This is a genomic window from Pseudomonas sp. AC463 (genome assembly GCF_979253585.1).
The window spans coordinates 166,835-186,402 of record NZ_CEEDDZ010000007.1 but is presented as its reverse complement, the minus strand read 5'-3'; the positions used below and the strand labels follow the sequence as shown (position 1 = coordinate 186,402).

At 60.9% G+C, this 19,568-nt stretch carries 18 protein-coding genes and 1 pseudogene; 7 read left to right on the top strand and 12 right to left on the bottom strand.

Going from position 1 to position 19,568, the window contains the following annotated elements:
- Positions 1 to 4: 4 nt before the first annotated feature.
- The 3 genes from AC0IYH_RS11150 to AC0IYH_RS11140 form a co-directional block, all read right to left on the bottom strand.
- Positions 5 to 802: an acyl-CoA thioesterase gene (locus AC0IYH_RS11150; RefSeq protein WP_471834338.1), complete on the bottom strand. Its 798-nt coding sequence runs from the start codon at positions 800 to 802 to the stop codon at positions 5 to 7.
- Positions 803 to 892: 90 nt separating this feature from the next.
- Positions 893 to 1,654 carry a CHAD domain-containing protein gene (locus AC0IYH_RS11145; protein ID WP_471834336.1) on the bottom strand — a complete coding sequence of 254 codons (762 nt, stop codon included), beginning with the start codon at positions 1,652 to 1,654 and terminating at the stop codon, positions 893 to 895.
- A 43-nt stretch (positions 1,655 to 1,697) separates the two neighbouring features.
- Positions 1,698 to 1,976 (bottom strand): hypothetical protein, encoded by a 279-nt coding sequence (locus AC0IYH_RS11140; protein WP_010176194.1) that lies wholly within the window; start codon positions 1,974 to 1,976, stop codon positions 1,698 to 1,700.
- 216 nt (positions 1,977 to 2,192) lie between these two features.
- Here AC0IYH_RS11140 and AC0IYH_RS11135 point away from each other — a divergent pair.
- A pseudogene (locus AC0IYH_RS11135) lies at positions 2,193 to 3,229 on the top strand (patatin-like phospholipase family protein).
- Between the two features lie 122 nt (positions 3,230 to 3,351).
- Here AC0IYH_RS11135 and AC0IYH_RS11130 read toward each other — a convergent pair.
- The 6 genes from AC0IYH_RS11130 to kdpF all read right to left on the bottom strand — a co-directional run bounded on the left by AC0IYH_RS11130 (position 3,352) and on the right by kdpF (position 11,301).
- Positions 3,352 to 4,041 carry a response regulator gene (locus AC0IYH_RS11130; protein WP_116629573.1) on the bottom strand — a complete coding sequence of 230 codons (690 nt, stop codon included), beginning with the start codon at positions 4,039 to 4,041 and terminating at the stop codon, positions 3,352 to 3,354.
- Between the two features lie 37 nt (positions 4,042 to 4,078).
- Positions 4,079 to 6,730: a DUF4118 domain-containing protein gene (locus AC0IYH_RS11125; RefSeq protein WP_471834333.1), complete on the bottom strand. Its 2,652-nt coding sequence runs from the start codon at positions 6,728 to 6,730 to the stop codon at positions 4,079 to 4,081.
- 133 nt (positions 6,731 to 6,863) lie between these two features.
- On the bottom strand, positions 6,864 to 7,409 hold the full coding sequence (gene kdpC / locus AC0IYH_RS11120) for a potassium-transporting ATPase subunit KdpC (protein ID WP_471834331.1): 546 nt from the start codon (positions 7,407 to 7,409) through the stop codon (positions 6,864 to 6,866).
- 25 nt (positions 7,410 to 7,434) lie between these two features.
- Positions 7,435 to 9,492 (bottom strand): potassium-transporting ATPase subunit KdpB, encoded by a 2,058-nt coding sequence (gene kdpB, locus AC0IYH_RS11115; protein WP_471834329.1) that lies wholly within the window; start codon positions 9,490 to 9,492, stop codon positions 7,435 to 7,437.
- A 15-nt stretch (positions 9,493 to 9,507) separates the two neighbouring features.
- A complete protein-coding gene (gene kdpA / locus AC0IYH_RS11110) occupies positions 9,508 to 11,202 on the bottom strand; it encodes a potassium-transporting ATPase subunit KdpA (protein WP_471834327.1) in 1,695 nt (564 codons plus the stop codon).
- A gap of 9 nt (positions 11,203 to 11,211) precedes the next feature.
- Positions 11,212 to 11,301, bottom strand: coding sequence for a K(+)-transporting ATPase subunit F (gene kdpF / locus AC0IYH_RS11105; protein WP_003218754.1), 90 nt, complete (start codon positions 11,299 to 11,301; stop codon positions 11,212 to 11,214).
- A 347-nt stretch (positions 11,302 to 11,648) separates the two neighbouring features.
- Here kdpF and eat point away from each other — a divergent pair, with 347 nt between their 5' ends.
- Positions 11,649 to 13,013, top strand: coding sequence for an ethanolamine permease (eat, locus tag AC0IYH_RS11100; protein ID WP_122773038.1), 1,365 nt, complete (start codon positions 11,649 to 11,651; stop codon positions 13,011 to 13,013).
- Between the two features lie 111 nt (positions 13,014 to 13,124).
- Positions 13,125 to 13,292 carry a DUF2897 family protein gene (locus AC0IYH_RS11095; protein WP_003172675.1) on the top strand — a complete coding sequence of 56 codons (168 nt, stop codon included), beginning with the start codon at positions 13,125 to 13,127 and terminating at the stop codon, positions 13,290 to 13,292.
- A gap of 6 nt (positions 13,293 to 13,298) precedes the next feature.
- Here AC0IYH_RS11095 and AC0IYH_RS11090 read toward each other — a convergent pair whose 3' ends face one another.
- Both AC0IYH_RS11090 and AC0IYH_RS11085 read right to left on the bottom strand, forming a co-directional pair.
- A complete protein-coding gene (locus AC0IYH_RS11090; protein ID WP_471834324.1) occupies positions 13,299 to 14,147 on the bottom strand; it encodes an urea carboxylase-associated family protein in 849 nt (282 codons plus the stop codon).
- A gap of 15 nt (positions 14,148 to 14,162) precedes the next feature.
- Positions 14,163 to 14,807 (bottom strand): GntR family transcriptional regulator, encoded by a 645-nt coding sequence (locus AC0IYH_RS11085; RefSeq protein WP_471834428.1) that lies wholly within the window; start codon positions 14,805 to 14,807, stop codon positions 14,163 to 14,165.
- 132 nt (positions 14,808 to 14,939) lie between these two features.
- Between AC0IYH_RS11085 and AC0IYH_RS11080 the strand changes: the two genes are divergently transcribed.
- Positions 14,940 to 15,518, top strand: a complete 579-nt coding sequence (locus AC0IYH_RS11080; RefSeq protein ID WP_471834322.1) for a TetR/AcrR family transcriptional regulator — start codon at positions 14,940 to 14,942, stop codon at positions 15,516 to 15,518.
- Between the two features lie 17 nt (positions 15,519 to 15,535).
- Here AC0IYH_RS11080 and AC0IYH_RS11075 read toward each other — a convergent pair whose 3' ends face one another.
- Positions 15,536 to 15,868 carry a ComEA family DNA-binding protein gene (locus tag AC0IYH_RS11075; RefSeq protein WP_471834320.1) on the bottom strand — a complete coding sequence of 111 codons (333 nt, stop codon included), beginning with the start codon at positions 15,866 to 15,868 and terminating at the stop codon, positions 15,536 to 15,538.
- Positions 15,869 to 16,059: 191 nt separating this feature from the next.
- On the opposite strand from AC0IYH_RS11075, the gene AC0IYH_RS11070 reads away from it, so the two are divergent.
- The 3 genes from AC0IYH_RS11070 to rfbF all read left to right on the top strand — a co-directional run bounded on the left by AC0IYH_RS11070 (position 16,060) and on the right by rfbF (position 19,565).
- Positions 16,060 to 17,025, top strand: a complete 966-nt coding sequence (locus AC0IYH_RS11070; protein WP_471834318.1) for an NAD-dependent epimerase/dehydratase family protein — start codon at positions 16,060 to 16,062, stop codon at positions 17,023 to 17,025.
- A 764-nt stretch (positions 17,026 to 17,789) separates the two neighbouring features.
- On the top strand, positions 17,790 to 18,779 hold the full coding sequence (locus AC0IYH_RS11065; protein WP_471834316.1) for an FAD-binding oxidoreductase: 990 nt from the start codon (positions 17,790 to 17,792) through the stop codon (positions 18,777 to 18,779).
- Positions 18,780 to 18,791: 12 nt separating this feature from the next.
- Positions 18,792 to 19,565 (top strand): glucose-1-phosphate cytidylyltransferase, encoded by a 774-nt coding sequence (gene rfbF, locus AC0IYH_RS11060; protein WP_471834314.1) that lies wholly within the window; start codon positions 18,792 to 18,794, stop codon positions 19,563 to 19,565.
- Positions 19,566 to 19,568 lie beyond the last annotated feature (3 nt).

The window sequence follows — 19,568 nt, the reverse complement described above, 5'->3', positions numbered from 1 at the left end:
AAAGTCAGGCGAACACCACCACGGTCTGGCGGCTGAGCGCGATCAGTTCGCCCGTCGGGCTCCACAACGCAGCCGCAGCATGGCCGTAGCCGTCGCGGGCGTGTTCGATGGTGACTTGGTACTGGCACCAGTCCAGCGTCGTGAGGTTTTGCAGCGGCTGGATGAATTCGATGGTCCAGGTCAGGGTGCTGCCCGGCGCAGGCTTTTTCAGGTGAGGCAGTATGGCTGGGGGCCAGGCGTCGACTAATGCAAGAATGTGCGCTTCGGTCAGCGGCTCTTCTTTCACATCCCCACGCAAGCGCACCCAGCCGCCCATCTCGCGGGATTTATTGCCGGTAAACGGCAGGCCGCCGACACTCCAGCGCATCGCCAGATGGCGCATGAACTCGGGCGTGACGCCTTTGATATAAGGCAGCTCCTGGCATTCATCCCAGTGTTTGAACACCGGTGGCGGCTCACTGGCCACGTCAATTTCCGACTCCCGGGAGCCGCCGAAACTGGCCTGGACCAACGTCGCCACTTCACCGTTCTGCACCACACGGCCCAGCAACTGGCTCACGGCCTTGCCTTCGCGCAACACTTCGACTTGATAACTGGCTGGCACATCGGGCGCAACCGGGCCAACGAAGGTGATCGCCAGCGAACGCAATGGGCGATCTGCCGGCACCTGAGCGCCCAGCGCTTCGTACTCCAGCGCGGCCACCAGGCCACCAAAACTGGCGCGCCCCTGGGCCCATTCAGCGGGGATGGTGACATCCAGCGGGTTGCTACGGGCGGTGTCGAGCAAATCACTAAAGCGCATGGCGACCTCACATCAAAAGAAACAGATGGGGGATCTTAACCATCGTGCCAGTAAGGTACAGCGCTTATTCCGGCCAAAAACCGGACCGATTCAGAAACAATCCGCGCTGAGTTTATCCAGCACCCGGTCCGCCTGCCCTTCGGCCTTGGCCATGGTGCGGTGCCAAACCGCAACACACGGTTGCAGATCAGCCTGGTGCTCGGCTTGGGCCAGCCACTGCCAGCAGTCGTGCCAATCCCCCAGGGCAGCCTGGGCTTTTTTCAGACGTGACATGGCATTGGCGGGCAGTTTGTCCAACTCGGGATAGGCTTCGGCGGCGTAGCGCACGCGCTTGATCAACAACCGCAGGCGATGGCGGTCATGGCCCGGATCCTTGAGTGCAGCGTCAAGATTGTGCCATTGCTTGGCCAGGCGCTTCTCGATGCGCGAACGTAGGCCATTGAGCAATTTCTGATGGTGGGAAGCACGGATAAAACGCGGGAAGGCGTCGAGGATCAACAACAACTGAGCCAACTCCGGGCTTTGCGCCACGTGGCGATAGGCTTCGGGTTGCAGGCGCAAGCGCCGATCCGCGGCTTGGTGATGGCCGTGCTGGTGCAAATACGCCGCCAGCACCTCGCGGTCGCGCAGCGGCGTAGTCAATTGGCCGACCGCGCTGGCGGCCAATTCAAGCTGCTCCACACCCGGCAGCCCGCGCAAAGGGCGCAACAAACTGCGCAGGCGCCGCACCGTGGTGCGCAGGTCGTGCAGGGCTTCATCATCGGTAACAGCGGCAAGGCGAGCCTGGCAGCTCAGTAACCCAACTTCCAGGCCAATGACCTGAGCGACTAACCGATCGACCAAAGCTGACATGCCGCCCTCACTTTCCGATGAAAAATCCTGTTGCCGCTACCGATCAACGCCCGGCGCGCGACTCACGAATGTAGAACCGTGCCTTCTCGGCCTTGTTGGAGCAACCTTCAAAGGCCTCGAATTGTTGCTGGGTCTTGGCGCCGGTCAACAGCGACAAAGCCTTGGAGTAGCTGACGGTACCGGCAAAGCCTTCAGCCTTGGCCAGGTCCAGTTCGTGCCACGCCGCATCCAGTTGCGTGCCGCAGCTGTCGCGGTAAGCAGTTTTACCGGCGCAACCGGCAAGGGCCAACACAATCACAGGCACACACATCCAGGCTTTCATCGATGACACCTCAAATTAAGAAAAACAGTCGTACGGTGTAGACGTTGCCTACAAGGAAAAGTGCCTTTTCAGTCAGCCTGAAATCAAACCCGCCGATTGCCAGAGCATACCCGAGCCCCGTGGCTATTCTGGAAAAATATTGCAGGGCCCGCGAAGATTGAAGCCGCCCCCTCAAAGGGTGCATTGTGGGTACCTGTCTAGGGGAGGACATTGTCCATGAAAAAGCGTGTTGCCTTGGTGCTGGGCTCTGGCGGGGCCCGGGGCTACGCCCATATTGGCGTGATCGAGGAAATCGAACGGCGCGGCTATGACATCGCCTGCATCGCCGGCTGCTCCATGGGCGCGGTGGTGGGCGGGATCTACGCCGCAGGCAAGCTGGACGAGTACCGCAACTGGATTGAAAGCCTGGACTACCTCGACGTGCTGCGCCTGGTCGACGTGAGCTTTCGCCTCGGCGCAATTCGCGGCGAGAAGGTCTTCGGGCAGATCCGCAAGATCGTCGGCGAAATCAATATCGAAGAGCTGCGCATCCCCTACACCGCCGTCGCCACCGACCTCACCAACCAACAGGAAATCTGGTTCCAGGAAGGTTGCCTGCACCAGGCCATGCGCGCCTCGGCGGCGATCCCCAGCCTGTTTACCCCGGTGATGCAAGGCAACCGCATGCTGGTGGACGGCGGCCTGCTCAACCCGCTGCCGATCGTGCCGGTGGTGTCGAGCCATTGCGATTTGATCATTGCGGTCAACCTCAACGCCACCAACCAGAAGCACTACCACTTGCCGGTGATCCAGCGCCCGCCGGCGTTCAAGAGTCGCTTCAACAACCTGGCGAAATCACTGGGGTCGCATTTGCCGTTTCGCCGCAAGCAGGCCGAACAACTGATGAAGCTCGAGCAGGAAGCCCTGGAGGCACAGTCGGCGGAGATCAACCCGTGGCTGGACTCTGCCGAGCCCGAATCCCAGCAACCCGCCGCCGCGCCGGAAAAGGCCGGGGCGCCGAAGTCGGCCACCGGTCGTTCATCATCGATAACGTCGGCCCGGCGTCATTGCTGGATTTGATCAACCAGAGTTTCGAGGTGATGCAGACGTCGCTGGCGCAGTACAAGATTGCGGGTTACCCGCCGGACATCCTGATCAACGTGCCGAAGCGGGTGTGCCGGTTTTTCGAGTTTTACAAGGCGCCGGAGTTGATTGCCTTGGGTAGGGAAATTGCCAGTGATACGTTGGATCGGTATGAGAGTGAGCAGTCCTGAGGTTTGGTGGTGTTGCTGAGGGCCTCATCGGGGGCAAGCCCCCTGCCACACTTGAATATATTCACAATTCAAAATGTGGGAGGGGGCTTGCCCCGATGAGGCCGGCACAGGCGCCAACAATCTCAGACACTCAACAACCGATACCCCACCCCCGCCTCCGTCACGATAAACCGCGGCTGTGTGGGGTCATCCGCCAGCTTCTGCCGCAGGTGCCCCACCACGATGCGCAGATAGTGGCTGTCCTCGGTATGGGTCGGGCCCCAAATGTCCTTGAGCAATTGTTGCTGGGTAATCACCCGCCCCGGATGCCGCGCCAATTGCGCCAGCACCGCGTACTCCTTGCGGGTCAGCGCCACTTCGAGGCCATCCAGCAGCACTCGCCGATAGGCCAGGTCCACGGTCAACGGCCCGAACCGCAAGGCCGCTTCCTGGGCCTCGCCCGCCGGCGCCTGACGCAGCAAGGCGCGCACTCGGGCGAGGAATTCCTGGATACCGAAGGGTTTGGTCACATAGTCATTGGCGCCGCCATCGAGGGCCTCGACCTTCTGCCCTTCGCTGGCGCGCACCGACAGCACCAGCACCGGCACCATCGACCACTCGCGAAACTCGCGCAGCACTTGCTGGCCGTCCATATCCGGCAGGCCAAGGTCGAGCACCAGCAAGTCTGGCTTGCTCAACGCGGCCTGGGCCAGGCCTTCGTTGCCGGTACCGGCCTCGATCACTTTGTAGCCCTGGGAGGCCAGGCTGATGCGCAGGAATTTGCGGATCTGCGGCTCGTCATCAATGACCAAAATCGTCGCGGTCTGGCTCATGGTGTCCAATCAAGATCCGTGGAAAAAACAGGGTAGCTCACGCCTCACCTTCCAGGCCAGGCTGCGTGGGTAATGGCAGAAACAGGCTGATGCAGGTGCCGCGCCCTTCTATGCCATCCGCCACACTGATATGCCCACCGTGGGCGCCGACCATGCCCTGGCAGATCGCCAGGCCCAGCCCCGTGCCCTGCCCGCCCCGGTCGCCGCGTGCGGCGGTGTAGAACATGTCGAAAATCTTCGCGCGCTCATCCTCGGGAATTCCCGGGCCCTCGTCGGCCACGGCGAAAAACAGCTGGTTATCCAACACCCCCGCGCTCAGTTGCAAACGGCCGTGGGGCGGCGAAAAGCGCGCCGCGTTTTCCAGCACGTTGACCAGCGCCTGTTCGATCAACGCCGCGTGCACATACAGCAACGGCAACTGCGCCGGCACGTCGGTGCTTACCTGCAACGGCGCGAGCACCGCACGCAAGCGCCCGAGCGCGCTGCCGACGATATCCCCCGGCGACACCCAGTCGCGCGCCAGCTTCAGGGCGCCATGGCCGAGGCGGGTCATGTCGAGCAGGTTCTGGATGTAGCGGTCGAGGCGCTCGGCTTCATCGCGGGTGCCTTCGAGCAACTCGCGGCGATCCTCCAGAGGGATGGCCTCACCGAGCGCCAGCAGGCTGTCGATGCTGCCGCGCATGGAGGTCAAGGGCGTGCGCAGGTCATGGGACACCGAGGCCAGCAAGGCGCTGCGCAATTGCTCGGTTTCGCCGTGCAGGCGCGCCGATTCCAACTCCTGCGCCAGCTGTGCCCGCGCCAGGGCCTGGGCCAATGGCTGGCTCAAGGCGGTCAGCAGGCGCCGGCGCTGGCCGCTCAATTCCCGGCCCGGTTTGGCGCTTACGCCGAGCAGGCCCAGCGGCCCCTCCTCACCCGACAGTGGCCACCACCACCAGCGGCCAAACGGCAAGGTGCCGGTGCCCATCCCTGCCGGCTGATCATGCTGCCAGGCCCAATCAGCGGCGGCGCGTTCGGCTTCGGTAAGGGTCAGCGGGCCGCCGGTTTCGACCTTCCAGCCGCCCTGGCCGTCGCGATTGACCAGGCACAGGTCCAGGTCGCTCCAGCCTTCCAAGTGATGGGCCGCCGCACTGATCACCGCCTGGCGATCGGTAGCAGCGGTGAGCTTGCGCGACAGGTCGAGCAGTTCGCTGGTCTCTTCCTGGGTGTCGCGCAACGCCTGCAGCTGCCGGCGCTGACGTGCCGCCAGGTTGCCGGTAAGCGCCGCCATCAGCAGGAAGAACAGCAAGGTCAAAACATCTTCTTCGCGCTGGATGGCGAAGGAAAAATTCGGCGGGATAAACAGAAAGTCATAGGTCATGAACGACAGCGCCGCGCACACCAACGACGGACCGAGGCTGCTGCGCACCGCCACCAGCAACACCGCGGCGAGAAACACCAGCGAGATATTCGGCAACGGTAAAACACTGGACACCGCCCAGGCCACGGCGGCGGCGAACACAGTGGCGACCACCGCCAAGGCGTAGTCGAACCACACCAACCCACGCACATCCGGCAGGCGTGGCGGCGCGGGGATGTCGTCGCTGTCGAGCACGTTGATTTCAAGGCCCCGCGCGTTGCGCAACAACCGCGCGGCCAGGCCGCCACCGAATAGACGACGCCGCCAGCGCATCCGCGACTGCCCCACCAGCAGCAGGCTGGCGCGGCGCTCGGCGGCGTGCTGGATCAGGGTCTTGGCCACCTCCCCCGCGCGCAGCAGCACCACTTCCCCGCCCAGGCGCTCGGCCAGTTGCTGGGCATTTTGTAGGCGCAGCCGCGCTTGCTCATCGCGCGCGCGGCCGTTATCGATATGCACCAGGCTCCACGGTAAATGCCGACGCTGGGCCACGCGGCTGGCATGGCGCACCAGACGTTCGGCTTGCGCATCGCCATCCACGCCTACCAGCAAGCGCCCGCGCACCGCCGGCGCGGCCTGGCCGAGTTGGCGATAGCCCTGGGCCAGGTCGTCATCGACGTGGGCGGCGGCGGTTTGCATCGCCAGCTCGCGCAGGGCCATGAGGTTGGTCTGGGTAAAAAACGCATCGATGGCGGCGCGGGCCTGCTCGGGCACATACACCTTGCCGTCGCGCAGGCGCTCCAGCAGCTCGCGCGAGGGCAGGTCGATCAGCAGCAGTTCGTCGGCCTCTTGCAGCACCCAGTCGGGCAGGGTTTCGCGCACGTGCACGCCGGTGATGCCGCGCACCTGGTCATTGAGGCTTTCCAGGTGCTGGACGTTAACCGTGGTGAACACGTTGATGCCGGCGGCGAGCAGTTCCTGGATGTCTTGCCAGCGCTTTTCATGACGGCTGCCGGGGGCATTGCTGTGGGCCAGTTCGTCGACCAGCACCAGCTGGGGCTTGGCGGCGAGCAGGCCGTCGAGGTCCATTTCTTCGAGCATCACGCCGCGGTATTCGCAGCGCACTAAGGGTTGCTGCGGCAGGCCGCCGAGCAAGGCTTCGGTTTCGGCGCGGCCGTGGGTTTCGACCACGCCGGCGATCAGCCGTACGCCCTGGCGCAGTTGGGTGTGGGCGGCCTGGAGCATGGCGTAGGTTTTGCCCACACCTGGGGCGGCGCCGAGGAAGACTTTGAGCCGGCCACGGCCGTTGCGTGGCAGGTCGGCTAACAGGGCATCGGCGCGGCCGGAGTCGCTCATGCGTGGGGGTTCCTTCAGGTGTTTGTTTAGAGTCTTTTAGGGCCTCATCGGGGGCAAGCCCCCTCCCACATTTCGACCGGTGTACGCAGGCCAAGTGTGGGAGGGGGCTTGCCCCCGATGAGGCCTATGTTGCCTACAACTTTTCCAGGGCCATGTTCAGCGCCAGCACATTCACCACCGGTGGGCCCACCAGCGGGCTTTCGATGTGCTCATCGAGCAAGCGCTGGAGGGTCGACACCGGCACATTCCGCGCCGCCGCCACTCGCGCCAGTTGATAGGCAATCGCCGAAGGTGGCAAGTGTGGATCAAGACCGCTGCCGGAGGTAGTCAGCGAGGCCAACGGCACCGGGCCCTGGCTAGGTACCAGCTGCTTGTTCGCGTCATCGAACACACGGGCGGCCAGCGCCGGGTTGCTCGGGCCAAGGTTGCTGGCGCTGCTGGAGACGGTCGCAAACGCGCCGGCCGACGGGCGTGGGTGGAACCAGCTGTCGCCGGTAAAGTCCTGGGCGATCAGGCTGGAGCCGCGCACCTTGCCGCTGGCGTCGCGCACCAGGCTGCCATTGGCCTGCTCGGGGAAGGCTACTTGGGCGACACCGGTGACCACCAGTGGGTAGACGACGCCGGTGATCAGGGTCATGAGTACCAGCAGGCTCAGGGCCGGGCGGATCATAGTGGACATTTCAGATTCCTCGACTCAGTTGGGTTTACACCAGGTGCAGCGCGGTCAGCAGCATGTCGATCGCCTTGATGCCCACGAACGGCACCAGAATCCCGCCCAGCCCGTAGATCAGCAGGTTGCGCCGCAGCAACGCCGCCGCACTCGCCGCCTGCACACGCACGCCGCGCAGGGCCAACGGGATCAACACCACAATGATCAGCGCGTTGAACACGATGGCCGACAGGATCGCGCTCTGCGGGCTCTGCAGGTGCATCACGTTGAGCACACCGAGTTGTGGGTAGATCGAGGCGAACAGCGCCGGCAAAATCGCGAAGTACTTGGCCACGTCGTTGGCAATGGAAAAGGTGGTCAGCGCGCCGCGCGTCACCAGCAGTTCCTTGCCGATCTGCACCACGTCCAGCAACTTGGTGGGGTCGCTGTCGAGGTCGACCATGTTGGCCGCTTCACGCGCGGCCTGGGTGCCGTCGTTCATGGCCATGCCCACGTCGGCCTGGGCCAGCGCCGGCGCGTCGTTGGCGCCGTCGCCACACATGGCCACCAGGCGGCCGTCGTTTTGCTCGTGGCGGATGCGCGCGAGTTTTTTCTCCGGTGTGGCTTCGGCCAGCACGTCGTCTACACCGGCTTCGGCGGCAATCGCGGCGGCGGTCAGCGGGTTGTCGCCGGTAACCATCACGGTGCGAATCCCCAGCTTGCGCAGCTCGGCGAAACGCTCGCGGATGCCGGGCTTGACCACGTCTTTCAGATGGATCGCACCGAGCAACTTGCCATCGGCGCACACCAGCAACGGGGTGCCGCCGCTTTGGGCGATCTTGTCGATTTCCCGCGACAGCGCAGGTTGCAGGTCGCGGCGTTGTTGGCCGATAAACGCCAGCAGCGAATCCACCGCGCCTTTACGGAACACGCGGCCTTGGTAGTCGACGCCGGATAAACGGGTTTCGGCGCTGAACGGCACGGCGGTCAGCTCATCCAGCGACGGCTCGGCCTGAGGATGCAAGGCGCGCAGGTATTCGACGATGGATTTACCTTCCGCAGTGTCATCCGCCAGGGAGGCGAACAACGCGCCCTCCGCCACTTCCCGACCGCTGACGCCAGGCGCCGCGACCACCGCCGAACAGCGGCGGTTACCGAAGGTGATGGTGCCGGTCTTGTCCAGCAACAATACGTGCACATCCCCCGCCGCTTCCACCGCGCGGCCGGACTTGGCGATCACATTGAGGCGCACCAGACGGTCCATGCCGGCGATGCCAATCGCCGAGAGCAAACCGCCAATGGTTGTAGGAATCAGCGTCACCAGCAGTGCGACCAGGAACACCAGCGGCAAGCTGCCATTCGCAAAATGGGCAAACGGCTGCAAGGTCACCACCACCAACAGGAAGATCAAGGTCAGGCCGATCAGCAGGATATCCAGCGCGACTTCGTTGGGGGTTTTCTGGCGGTTGGCGCCTTCGACCAACGCGATCATGCGGTCCAGTGTGGACTCGCCCGGGTTGACGGTGATGCGCACCAACAGCCAGTCCGACACTAGGCGTGTGTTGCCGGTGACGGCCGAGCGGTCGCCGCCGGACTCGCGGATCACCGGTGCGGATTCGCCGGTGATCGCCGCTTCGTTGACCGCCGCAATACCCTCGATGACTTCGCCGTCACCGGGGATCATTTCCCCGGCGGCAACGCGTACCACATCGCCTTTGCGCAGGCTGGTGGCCGGCACGACCTTGAAGCTGCCGTCGGCTTCCTTGCGCAGTGCGCTGAGGCCTTCGCTGCCAGCCTTGAGGCTGTCGGCGCGGGCCTTGCCACGACCTTCGGCCAAGGCCTCGGCGAAGTTGGCGAACAGCACGGTGAACCATAGCCATACGGCGATTTGCACGGCCACGAAGGTCGGCACGGCGGTGTCGGGCACGAAGCACAGCACGGTGGTGAGGATCGCGGTCAGCTCGACCACCAGCATCACCGGCGAGCGTTGCAGCTGGCGCGGGTCGAGCTTGACGAAGGCCTGGACCAGTGCCGGGCGCCACAGGGCGGAGATCGCAGTTTTTGGCGGTTCCTGGGTGTTCACGGGAGCAGCATTTTTTGCAGGCATATTCATTTTCATATCCCTTTTTTAGAAGCCCATGCTCAAGTGTTCAGCGATGGGGCCTAACGCCAGCGTTGGCAGGAAAGTCAGGCCGCCCACCAGCAAAATGGTCACGGTCAACAGGGTCACGAACAGCGGGCCATGGGTCGGGAAGCTGTTCTGGCCAATCGGTGCGGTCTTCTTCATCGCCAGGCTGCCGGCCAGGGCCAGTACCGGGAGGATGTAGCCGAAGCGGCCGATCAACATACCCAGGCCAAGCATCAAGTTGTGGAACGGGGTATTGGCGCTGAAACCGCCAAACGCCGAGCCGTTGTTGGCGCTGGCCGAGGTGTAGGCGTACAGCAACTGGCTGAAGCCGTGGGGGCCTGGGTTGCTGATGGCACCGGCCGGGCCCGGCAGGCTCGCCGCGATGGCGCCGAGTACCAGCACGCCTACCGGCATCACCAGCAGGGTCACCACCAGCAATTGCACTTCCTTGGCCTGGAGTTTCTTGCCGAGGTATTCCGGGGTGCGGCCGATCATCAAACCGGCGAGGAACACCGCGATCAGCACATTGAGCAACATGCCGTACATGCCCGCGCCGACGCCGCCGAAGATCACTTCGCCAACCATCATGTTGACCATCGCAACCATGCCACTGAGGGGGTTGAGGCTGTCCTGCATGCCGTTGACCGAACCGTTCGACGCCGCAGTAGTAGTCACCGACCACAGCACCGTGCCGGTGGTGCCAAACCGCGCTTCCTTGCCTTCCAGCGGGGCGGTCTGCTCCACCGCCGGGTTGTTCAGCGTCGGGTTGGGCTGGTATTCGGCCCACAGCGAGGTCGCGCCGCCGATCAAGAACAGCGCCAGCATGCAACCGAGGATCGCGCGGCTCTGGCGCAGGTCTTTGACGTAGTGGCCAAAGGTAAACACCAGCGCCACCGGGATCAGAATGATCGCCGCCAGCTCGAACAGGTTGGCCCAGGCCGTCGGGTCTTCAAACGGGTGCGCCGAGTTGACGCCGAAGAAGCCACCGCCGTTGGTGCCCAGTTGCTTGATCGCAATCTGGCTGGCCGCCGGGCCCAGGGGGATCACCTGATCCACGCCTTGCATCGTTACCGCATCCACATAATGCGCGAAGGTCTGCGGCACGCCCTGCCACACCAGGAACAACGCCAGCACCAGGCACAACGGCAGCAGGCCGTAGAGGGTGGCGCGGGTCATATCGACCCAAAAGTTGCCCAGCGTCTTGGTGGATTTGCGACCGATCCCACGGCAAAGCGCGACCAGGACTGCAAGGCCGGTGGCGGCGCTGACGAAGTTCTGCACGGTCAGGCCCACCATCTGGCTGAGGTAGCTCAGGGACGCCTCACCGCTGTAGGACTGCCAGTTGGTGTTGGTCATGAAACTGACCGCGGTGTTGAAGGCCAGCGTCCATTCCTGGCCCGGTAATTTCTGCGGATTGAGTGGGAGGTAGTCCTGGAACAACAGGATCGCGAACAACAGCACAAAACCGGCGAGGTTGAAGGCGAGCAAGGCCAGCATGTATTTCTGCCAGCTCTGCTCCTGATCCTTATCCACGCCCGACAAGCGATAGCAGGCATTTTCGACCGGCCCCAGCACCGGGCTCAGCCAGGTGCGCTGGCCTTCCATCACCTTGTAGTAGAACCGCCCCAGGAACGGCGCCGGCACCAGCACCACGGCGAAGAAGGCGATGATCAGCCAATAGTCATAACTGTGCATAACCCGCTCCTAGTTCCGATCCGCGCGTAACAGCGCAACCAGCAGATAAATGAACAGCGCCACGGCCAATAGCAGTGACACCCCGTCCAGAACGCTCATGGAAGTCTCTCCGTTTAGCGGCGAGTGCCGCGTGTGGGGCAATTGTCGGCAGGAGTGGCGTAAAGGAACGAGAGCGAGGGTGAGGGCGGGGCGTAAAGACGGCGTAAAGAGTGGGTTTATGCGCAGGTTACAGAGGGATTTGTGGTGATTGGGAGGGCCTCATCGGGGGCAAGCCCCCGATAGCGCAAGCCCAGGCACCGCCGCACTCAACTGGTGCAGCGCTGTAAAATTTCAAACGCCAAACCATCCCCCACGCGACAGTTGCGCCGCTTTACGACAATCATTCTCAGCCTGGCATGGCCGCTGCAACACCTTGAATCATTCCAAACCGTTCAGGGAGCAGCACAATGAACACACAACTCAAACCCACCCTAGGCACTCTGCATTTATGGGGCATTGCAGTCGGCCTGGTCATTTCCGGCGAATACTTCGGCTGGAGCTACGGCTGGGGCGTCGCCGGCACATTGGGCTTCCTGGTGACCTCATTGATGGTCGCCGCCATGTACACCTGCTTTATCTTCAGTTTCACCGAGTTGACTACCGCCATTCCTCACGCCGGCGGCCCCTTTGCCTACAGCCGTCGCGCCTTTGGTGAGAAAGGCGGCTTGATTGCCGGCCTCGCCACCTTGATCGAATTCGTATTCGCGCCACCGGCCATCGCCCTGGCCATCGGCGCTTACCTGAATGTGCAGTTCCCGGCACTCGACCCGAAACACGCGGCCGTCGGCGCGTACATCGTGTTCATGGGCCTGAACATCCTCGGCGTGAAACTCGCCGCCACCTTCGAGTTGGTGGTGTGTGTACTCGCCGTCGCCGAATTGCTGGTATTCATGGGCGTGGTCGCCCCCGCGTTCAGCTTCAGCAACTTCGCCCTGAACGGCTGGGCCGGCTCCGACACCTTCGGCGCCCCGGCGATTGCCGGGATGTTTGCGGCGATTCCCTTTGCCATCTGGTTCTTCCTCGCCATCGAAGGCGCGGCCATGGCGGCTGAGGAAGCGAAAGATCCCAAGCGCACCATTCCAAAAGCCTACATCAGCGGCATCCTGACCCTGGTGATCCTGGCCATGGGCGTGATGTTCTTCGCCGGCGGCGTAGGCGACTGGCGCACCCTGTCGAATATCAACGACCCATTGCCACAGGCGATGAAAACCGTGGTGGGCGACAGCTCCGGCTGGCTGCACATGCTGGTGTGGATCGGCCTGTTCGGCCTGGTCGCGAGCTTCCACGGGATTATCCTCGGCTACTCACGGCAATTCTTCGCCCTGGCCCGCGCCGGCTACCTGCCGTCTTTCCTGGCCAAATTGTCGCGTTTTCAGACACCCCACCGGGCAATCCTCGCCGGCGGCGTGGTCGGCATCGCCGCCATCTACAGCGACGGCCTGATCAACCTGGGCGGCATGACGCTGACCGCAGCGATGATCACCATGGCGGTATTCGGCGCCATCGTGATGTACATCATGAGCATGCTCAGCCTGTTCAAACTGCGTAAGACCGAACCGCTGTTGGAGCGCACTTTCCGCGCGCCGGGCTACCCGATCGTACCGGGCATCGCCCTGGTGCTGGCGGTGGTGTGCCTGGTGGCCATGGCCTGGTTCAACGCGCTGATCGGGTTGATTTTCCTGGGTTTTATGGCGGTGGGCTTCATCTACTTCCAACTGACCGGGCAAGACCGCGCCGATGCACCGGCGGATGCGATGTTGACCGGGCTCTAAGGTTAATGAGGCGGAACAGGCCTACACTGAACTACTAAGAAAGCCTGTTACTCAAAGCCGTTATTACCGTGGGAAAACTCTCCCACGGTAGTCTGCCTCAAGGAGAGCCTTATGCCGTGGTATGCGTGGTTGATTATGGTAGTCGCGATCGGGTCGATCGTCGGCGGGTTGATGATGCTGCGCGACAGCGCCAACAAGGTGGAACTCACCGACGAACAACGCAAGCGCGTAGCCGAGCGCAACGCTCAGGCGGATGCCAAGGATGCGCAGGATCGCTAGGCGCTTTTATTCCCAGTCCGCCTTGGCAATCTGCAACCCGTGCTGCCCCTTATAGGCAGCACGCTCCGGCTGGCTCCAGCCTTCCAGCAACCCCTCCTCCAGCTTATAGATCTCCACCCCCAACGGCCGACACACCGTCAGCGGGTCCTGCGCATCCGGCCCCCACATCGGCAGCGACAGATCGCCGCCCGGGCACGTCGACAGCGCGCACAACACATCAATCTCGGCAAAAAACTCCAGGTAATCGCCCTTCTGCGCCGGGCAAGCCTTCATGAAATACATGTCGTCATGGTTGAGGCCGGTGCACTGGAAAATATTCAACACGTCATGCACGTCGAATTCCGTCAGGCCATGGGGCAATACCGCACGGGTGAGGTTGGAGTGGCAATGGTGGTGAAAGTCCTCGCCGGTGAGCATGCGGTTCACATAGGGATCACAGCGCGTACCGAGCAAATCGTGGAGGCGACCGCCGTGCTCATCGATGCCGTAACCGGCCAGGCTGTCATCGGTGATTGTGACCAGGGGCCTTAGAAATGGCAGGTTCGACCACAACCGGTCATGAGTACTGACATGCGCGCCCTGCAACTGGCGAGTGCGCGCCGCCCAAAGGCGTTCGCGAGGATCGTTGGCATTCCAAATGTTAAAGTCGCCCACCTGCGGACCGACCGGCGTGGTAACACGGAACACGTGCCCGGCGGGAACCTTCCACGCCCTGCCCGTGCGAATCGGCACCTCGAACTGCTCAATCAGCGTGCGCTGGTGTTTTTGATCGCGAATACGGCTGTAAAACGCAGTGTCGACCTGCAACGCCGAGCCTTTACTGACCTGGTAAGCAGCTGGGTAGTCTTTGTACATGATGCGGATCCTCGATCAGGGGTGGTCAAACAGGGCCAACGACAAACGCTCCGAATCCTCCAGGTACAGGCTCATGGCCTCCCCCGCCGCCGGTTTGTCTTGTTTGCAAAGCAGTTGGTAAATCTCACGGTCACGTTCCAGCCAGGGCGACTGAAAGCGTTGCTCGTCGGGCGCTGCGCAAAACACCAGACGCAACTGCGCAATGACCTGGGCGAAAAACTCATCGAACAACGCGCTGCCCATCAACCCGACAATCTGCTGGTGGAACACCAGGCTGTGGGTCGCCACCGCACGCCAATCTTCACGCTCGCGGGCCAATGTGGTGGCATCAATGGCATTCTGCATGCGCTCGGACTGGTCCTGGGTGAGCGCCCCACTCTGGGCAATGGCCTGCAGCTCCAGGGGGCGACGGACCACAAACAAATCGCGCACCTCCTCCCGCTCCAGCCGCCGGACCATCACCCCCTTGTTGCGTACGTAACGGGTCAGCCCCTCCTGCCCCAAACGGTGCAAGGCTTCACGGATGGTATTGCGCGAAGCGTTATAGGCCTTGACCAACTCCACCTCGACCAACGCCATCCCCGGCAACAGCCGCCCGCCGATGATGTCGGCGCGCAACTCCAGGGCAATCTGATCGGCTAAAGACAGGCTGAGCGTCATCACTTCCTCACGATTGTTGAACAATCTCATGCGTAGACGTAATCACTTTCCGTGCCAAGGTTTCACTCCAAGGAGCCATGTGTAATCACGTTCAATGTGGTTAACATGCCAGCATGTAACCGAGGCCTTCCCATGCGCTATTCACAAGACCACAAAGCCCAGACCCACCAGCGCATTATCAAAGAAGCCTCCGTACGCTTTCGCCGCGACGGCATCGGCGCCACCGGCTTGCAGCCGCTGATGAAGGCGTTGAAGCTGACCCATGGCGGGTTCTACGCACACTTCAAGTCCAAGGACGAACTGATTGAAAAAGCCCTGCAGGCTGCGGCGGCGGAGCTGGATGCCCACTGCGAAATGCTGTTCAGCCAGGAACAGCCGCTGGAGGCGTTCATAGACAGTTACCTGTCGGAGTGGCACCAGACTTCACCGGGCGAAGGGTGCCCGCTGACGACCATGTCTCCCGAGCTAGGGTTGCGTGGGCAGCACAGCGCGACTACCGACTCGGTACTGAGCGCACGCCTGAACCAGATTGAAGCGGTGTTAGAAGACGGTCGGGGCGATGCCTCTGGCCTGGTAATGATGTCAACATTGGTGGGAGCGCTGGTGTTGGCGCGGAGCGTCGAAGATCCAGGAATGGCACTGCGGATAATGGATGTGGTGCGAGAGACCCTGAAGGCCAAGATCCGGGAGGACGAAAAGGCCGGCCAATGACCGGCCTCTCAAGTGGCTTAGTTGATCACCACCCTGTCACGATTCTTCTCCAGCAATGCCTTGCCGATACCCTTTACTTCCAGCAATTCATCCACCGACGTGAACGGGCCGTTGCTCTCGCGGTAGGCCACGATCGCCTTGGCTTTAGCGGCCCCGATACCGAAGAGGTCACGACGCAGGGTTTCGGCGTCGGCGGAGTTGACGTTGACCTTGGTGGATTGCTCGACTTGGGTCATCTGCGCTTCGACAGGCGCTACCGCTTGGGGCTTTACGGAGGGGGCTGCAGTGCTGGCTGCAGAGAGAGTGGCGAGAAAGGCAAAGATCAAGGAAGATATATACATGTTTTGCATGGGTGACGCTCCATGAAATCAATAAGAGAAAGCAGCTTTCCGAAGCTGCCTTTCTGAAACTAGATGAAAATTGGATTACGTCAAAAAAACTGACGTTACAACATGTAAACTTGCCATGAGCGTTACAAAACATTGCCAACTCCCATCTATTCAACCCCGTCGACCACGGCGCCCTACCTCGAGCTTAAGATATGAATAAAGTATTACTTACGGGAGCAACGGGCTTTGTCGGTTCAGAACTTTTAAAGCGGTTACTCAAACTAACAAATTACTCAACAGTCGTCGCAACACGATCCGGCCACTTCCCCACCGAGACATCCTGCCAAGCTTTCAACGTTGGCGATTTCAACTCGAATACGGCGTGGCGCGAAGCACTGACCGGGGTTGAATGCGTGATTCACACGGCGGGACGTGCACACGTATTGAAAAAAGAAAGCAACGCCCTTGAACTGTTCAGAGAAACCAATACCGAAGCCACACTCAACTTGGCCAGGCAAGCCGAGGCCATGGGCGTTAAGCGCTTCATTTTTATCAGCTCAATTGGAGTGAACGGGGCTTATACATCTGATAAACCTTTCTCGGATGACTCCCAGCCTGCCCCTCACAGCGATTACGCAGTTTCAAAAAGAGAGGCTGAAATCGGGTTATTACAAATCGTCGAAAATAGCGAAATGGAAGTAATCATCATACGCCCACCGCTCGTATATGCTGCCCATGCACCGGGAAACTTTCAACGCTTACTGAAACTTGTGAAGTTAGGCATGCCGCTCCCGCTAGGCTTAATCAATAACAGCAGAAGTATGGTTGCGCTGGAAAACCTGATTGACTTCATCTGCCTGTGCATTGAGCACCCAAAGGCTGGTAATCAGATATTTTTGGTATCTGATGGGTCAAGTCTTTCCATTAAGGAAATCACTCAGTCTTTGGCCATTGGCATGGGACGACGAGTGGTGTTCTTACCCATTCCTGCACCTGCATTAAAGGCGTTGACTCAATTGCTACGCAGGCCGAACCTCTATACACAGCTTTGCGAATCTTTGGAAATTGACTCTTCCAAATGCCGAGATCTCCTCGGATGGGTACCGCCCACCACTCCTGAAAAATCAATCATCGAAGCGGGTAAAATCTTCATGAATACCCCTGCAAAAAAAAGCTGATGTCTCAGTCAGCAGTCGCCCCACAACTTTTTACCGCCCCCAGGAGACAAACATAAAAACCTGGCGCATGAATACAAACCAAAGACTACCAGCCCTCCTACCCATCCGGACAACAACGGACGTCGACGCTTGGAGCCTCGAAGCAAGAAGCGACTATAGTGGTAATGGGTAGGTTACAAAGTGTGTCGATCACCCACGATGAGCTGTGCTGCCTGCCCGGGCACTGGCCATCTTGCATTTCCAGTTGAGGCCCCAAGCAGGTAGAATTGCCGCAACTTTTCAGGTGGGTCAATCCAGACGGGCGTGTGCGTTTTCGTATCAGCCGTGTGTATTGATCATATGGCCTGGGAGCACTTGCCCACCGAACAGGGAAACATCTGGTACAGGGCGCAACGTAAGCCTCGCATTCAGTACATCCACAGTAAGCCCCCGCAGGAAATCGCGGCGCCATGCCAGCTTGTCCGATTTTCTCACGTAGCAAACGGCGGCCCACTCTTTTGCGTTACCGCTGGCGGTTATCAGCAGGGGTCCACCGGTATGACGTTGAAACCGGTAGTTTTTTCAGCTTTAACCTATACGAAAATGCCCCTGGCTTGGGGTATGCAGTCTGCGCGCTGAATGTCGTGTCATGTTCAGCGCTATGACGAGAGGAGATGTAAACGTACATGGGTATCAAACGTATGGCGCAGGTGTGTGCAACACCCCGCATTCAAAGGGATGAGTTGAATCCTTGTGACACCAACCCTGAGAGTGGTGCCTGACACATGTCCATTGTCACACTGTCGAACCACAAGACATTTACCACGCAAGCCGACAAAAGCCTTCTGGACTGCGCCAAGGCGCAAGGCACCGTGCTCGAGTACAGCTGCCGTACCGGTCGTTGCGGTGTATGCAAGGCCAATGTGCTTCAAGGCGAGACTGAGATAGTGCAGCCGGAACTGGCGCTGACGGAGGACGAGCGAGCATCGGGAGCCATCCTGACGTGCTGCCGTGCAGCAATCACCGATCTGGAACTGGACATCGAAGACCTCGGCGCACTGGCCGACATTCAGATCAAAACCATGCCTTGCCGCCTCGATACGCTGGAGCGCCTGGCGGATGACGTGGTCCGCGTGGTCCTCAGAACCCCGCCCACAAGCGGTTTGTTCTTTCTGGCTGGACAGTACATCGACGTCATTGGCAAGGAGGGCGTGCGTCGCAGCTACTCCATTGCCAATGCCATGCGCGCAGATGCCAAGCTGGAGCTGCATATTCGCCAGGTTCCCGAAGGCGTCATGAGCCAGTATTGGTTTGGGGAAGCCCAGAACAACGACCTGCTCAGGCTGGAAGGCCCGCTGGGCACCTTCTGCCTGCGCGACACCCGCACCAAAAACCTGGTGTTCATGGCCACCGGAACCGGAATCGCCCCTGTCAAGGCCATGCTGGAAGCCTTGGCGGCGACCTCCGAATCATTCAGCGACAAGCGTATCTATGTTTACTGGGGTGGGCGTACGGAAGCGGATTTGTACTGGTACCCCGACTTCCCAACACTGGGCCTGACCTACCGGCCGGCACTGTCACGCGCGAGCGCGCAGTGGTCGGGCACAAGGGGTTACGTCCAGCAGGCAGTCCTTGCAGAAAACCTTGACCTGGCCGATACGTCGGTCTATGCCTGCGGTTCCGAGGCCATGATTCATACGGCGCGCGAGGTGCTGACACAGGCTGGCCTGCCCCTCAAACATTTCCATTCTGATGCCTTTGTAAGCTCGAATTGACCCGGAGACAGCATGAAAGCAGTTATTTTGGCCGGTGGCCTGGGAACGCGGCTAAGCGAAGAAACCAGTGTCCGCCCAAAACCAATGGTCGAGATCGGCGGCAAGCCCATCCTCTGGCACATACTGAAAATGTATTCCGCGCACGGCATCAATGACTTCATCATCTGCTGCGGCTACAAGGGGTATGTAATCAAGGAATACTTCGCAAACTATTTCCTGCATATGTCCGACGTTACATTCAACATGCGTGACAACACGATGAAAGTGCACGACCAGCGTGCTGAAGACTGGAATATCACGCTGGTCGATACCGGCGATGACTCCATGACCGGCGGTCGCCTACGTCGCGTTGCCGACTATGTCAAAGACGAAGAAGCCTTTTGCTTCACTTATGGCGATGGCGTCAGCGACCTCGATATCAGCGCCACATTGGCGTTCCACAAGGCACATGGCAAGGCCGCAACGCTGACCGCGACGTTTCCGCCCGGCCGTTTCGGCGCCCTGGACATCCAGAATGGCCAGGTGCTGAACTTCAAGGAAAAACCCAAAGGTGACGGCGCGCTGATCAATGGCGGCTTCTTCGTACTGAGCCCAGCCGTACTCGACTACCTGGAAGACGACGGCACCACATGGGAACAGGGGCCGTTGATGAAGCTCGCGGCCGAGGGCCAGCTCATGGCCTACGAACACCCAGGGTTCTGGCAACCTATGGATACGCTGCGCGACAAACACTATCTGGAGGATCTTTGGCAGTCAGGCAAAGCGCCCTGGAAATCCTGGGACTGAATG

Coding starts and splice junctions, on each gene's coding strand:
- AC0IYH_RS11150 (WP_471834338.1), bottom strand. CDS start 802: ATGCGCTTTAGTGATTTGCTCGACACCGCCCGTAGCAACCCGCTGGAT.
- AC0IYH_RS11145 (WP_471834336.1), bottom strand. CDS start 1,654: ATGTCAGCTTTGGTCGATCGGTTAGTCGCTCAGGTCATTGGCCTGGAA.
- AC0IYH_RS11140 (WP_010176194.1), bottom strand. CDS start 1,976: ATGAAAGCCTGGATGTGTGTGCCTGTGATTGTGTTGGCCCTTGCCGGT.
- AC0IYH_RS11130 (WP_116629573.1), bottom strand. CDS start 4,041: ATGAGCCAGACCGCGACGATTTTGGTCATTGATGACGAGCCGCAGATC.
- AC0IYH_RS11125 (WP_471834333.1), bottom strand. CDS start 6,730: ATGAGCGACTCCGGCCGCGCCGATGCCCTGTTAGCCGACCTGCCACGC.
- kdpC (WP_471834331.1), bottom strand. CDS start 7,409: ATGTCCACTATGATCCGCCCGGCCCTGAGCCTGCTGGTACTCATGACC.
- kdpB (WP_471834329.1), bottom strand. CDS start 9,492: ATGAATATGCCTGCAAAAAATGCTGCTCCCGTGAACACCCAGGAACCG.
- kdpA (WP_471834327.1), bottom strand. CDS start 11,202: ATGCACAGTTATGACTATTGGCTGATCATCGCCTTCTTCGCCGTGGTG.
- kdpF (WP_003218754.1), bottom strand. CDS start 11,301: ATGAGCGTTCTGGACGGGGTGTCACTGCTATTGGCCGTGGCGCTGTTC.
- eat (WP_122773038.1), top strand. CDS start 11,649: ATGAACACACAACTCAAACCCACCCTAGGCACTCTGCATTTATGGGGC.
- AC0IYH_RS11095 (WP_003172675.1), top strand. CDS start 13,125: ATGCCGTGGTATGCGTGGTTGATTATGGTAGTCGCGATCGGGTCGATC.
- AC0IYH_RS11090 (WP_471834324.1), bottom strand. CDS start 14,147: ATGTACAAAGACTACCCAGCTGCTTACCAGGTCAGTAAAGGCTCGGCG.
- AC0IYH_RS11085 (WP_471834428.1), bottom strand. CDS start 14,807: ATGACGCTCAGCCTGTCTTTAGCCGATCAGATTGCCCTGGAGTTGCGC.
- AC0IYH_RS11080 (WP_471834322.1), top strand. CDS start 14,940: ATGCGCTATTCACAAGACCACAAAGCCCAGACCCACCAGCGCATTATC.
- AC0IYH_RS11075 (WP_471834320.1), bottom strand. CDS start 15,868: ATGCAAAACATGTATATATCTTCCTTGATCTTTGCCTTTCTCGCCACT.
- AC0IYH_RS11070 (WP_471834318.1), top strand. CDS start 16,060: ATGAATAAAGTATTACTTACGGGAGCAACGGGCTTTGTCGGTTCAGAA.
- AC0IYH_RS11065 (WP_471834316.1), top strand. CDS start 17,790: ATGTCCATTGTCACACTGTCGAACCACAAGACATTTACCACGCAAGCC.
- rfbF (WP_471834314.1), top strand. CDS start 18,792: ATGAAAGCAGTTATTTTGGCCGGTGGCCTGGGAACGCGGCTAAGCGAA.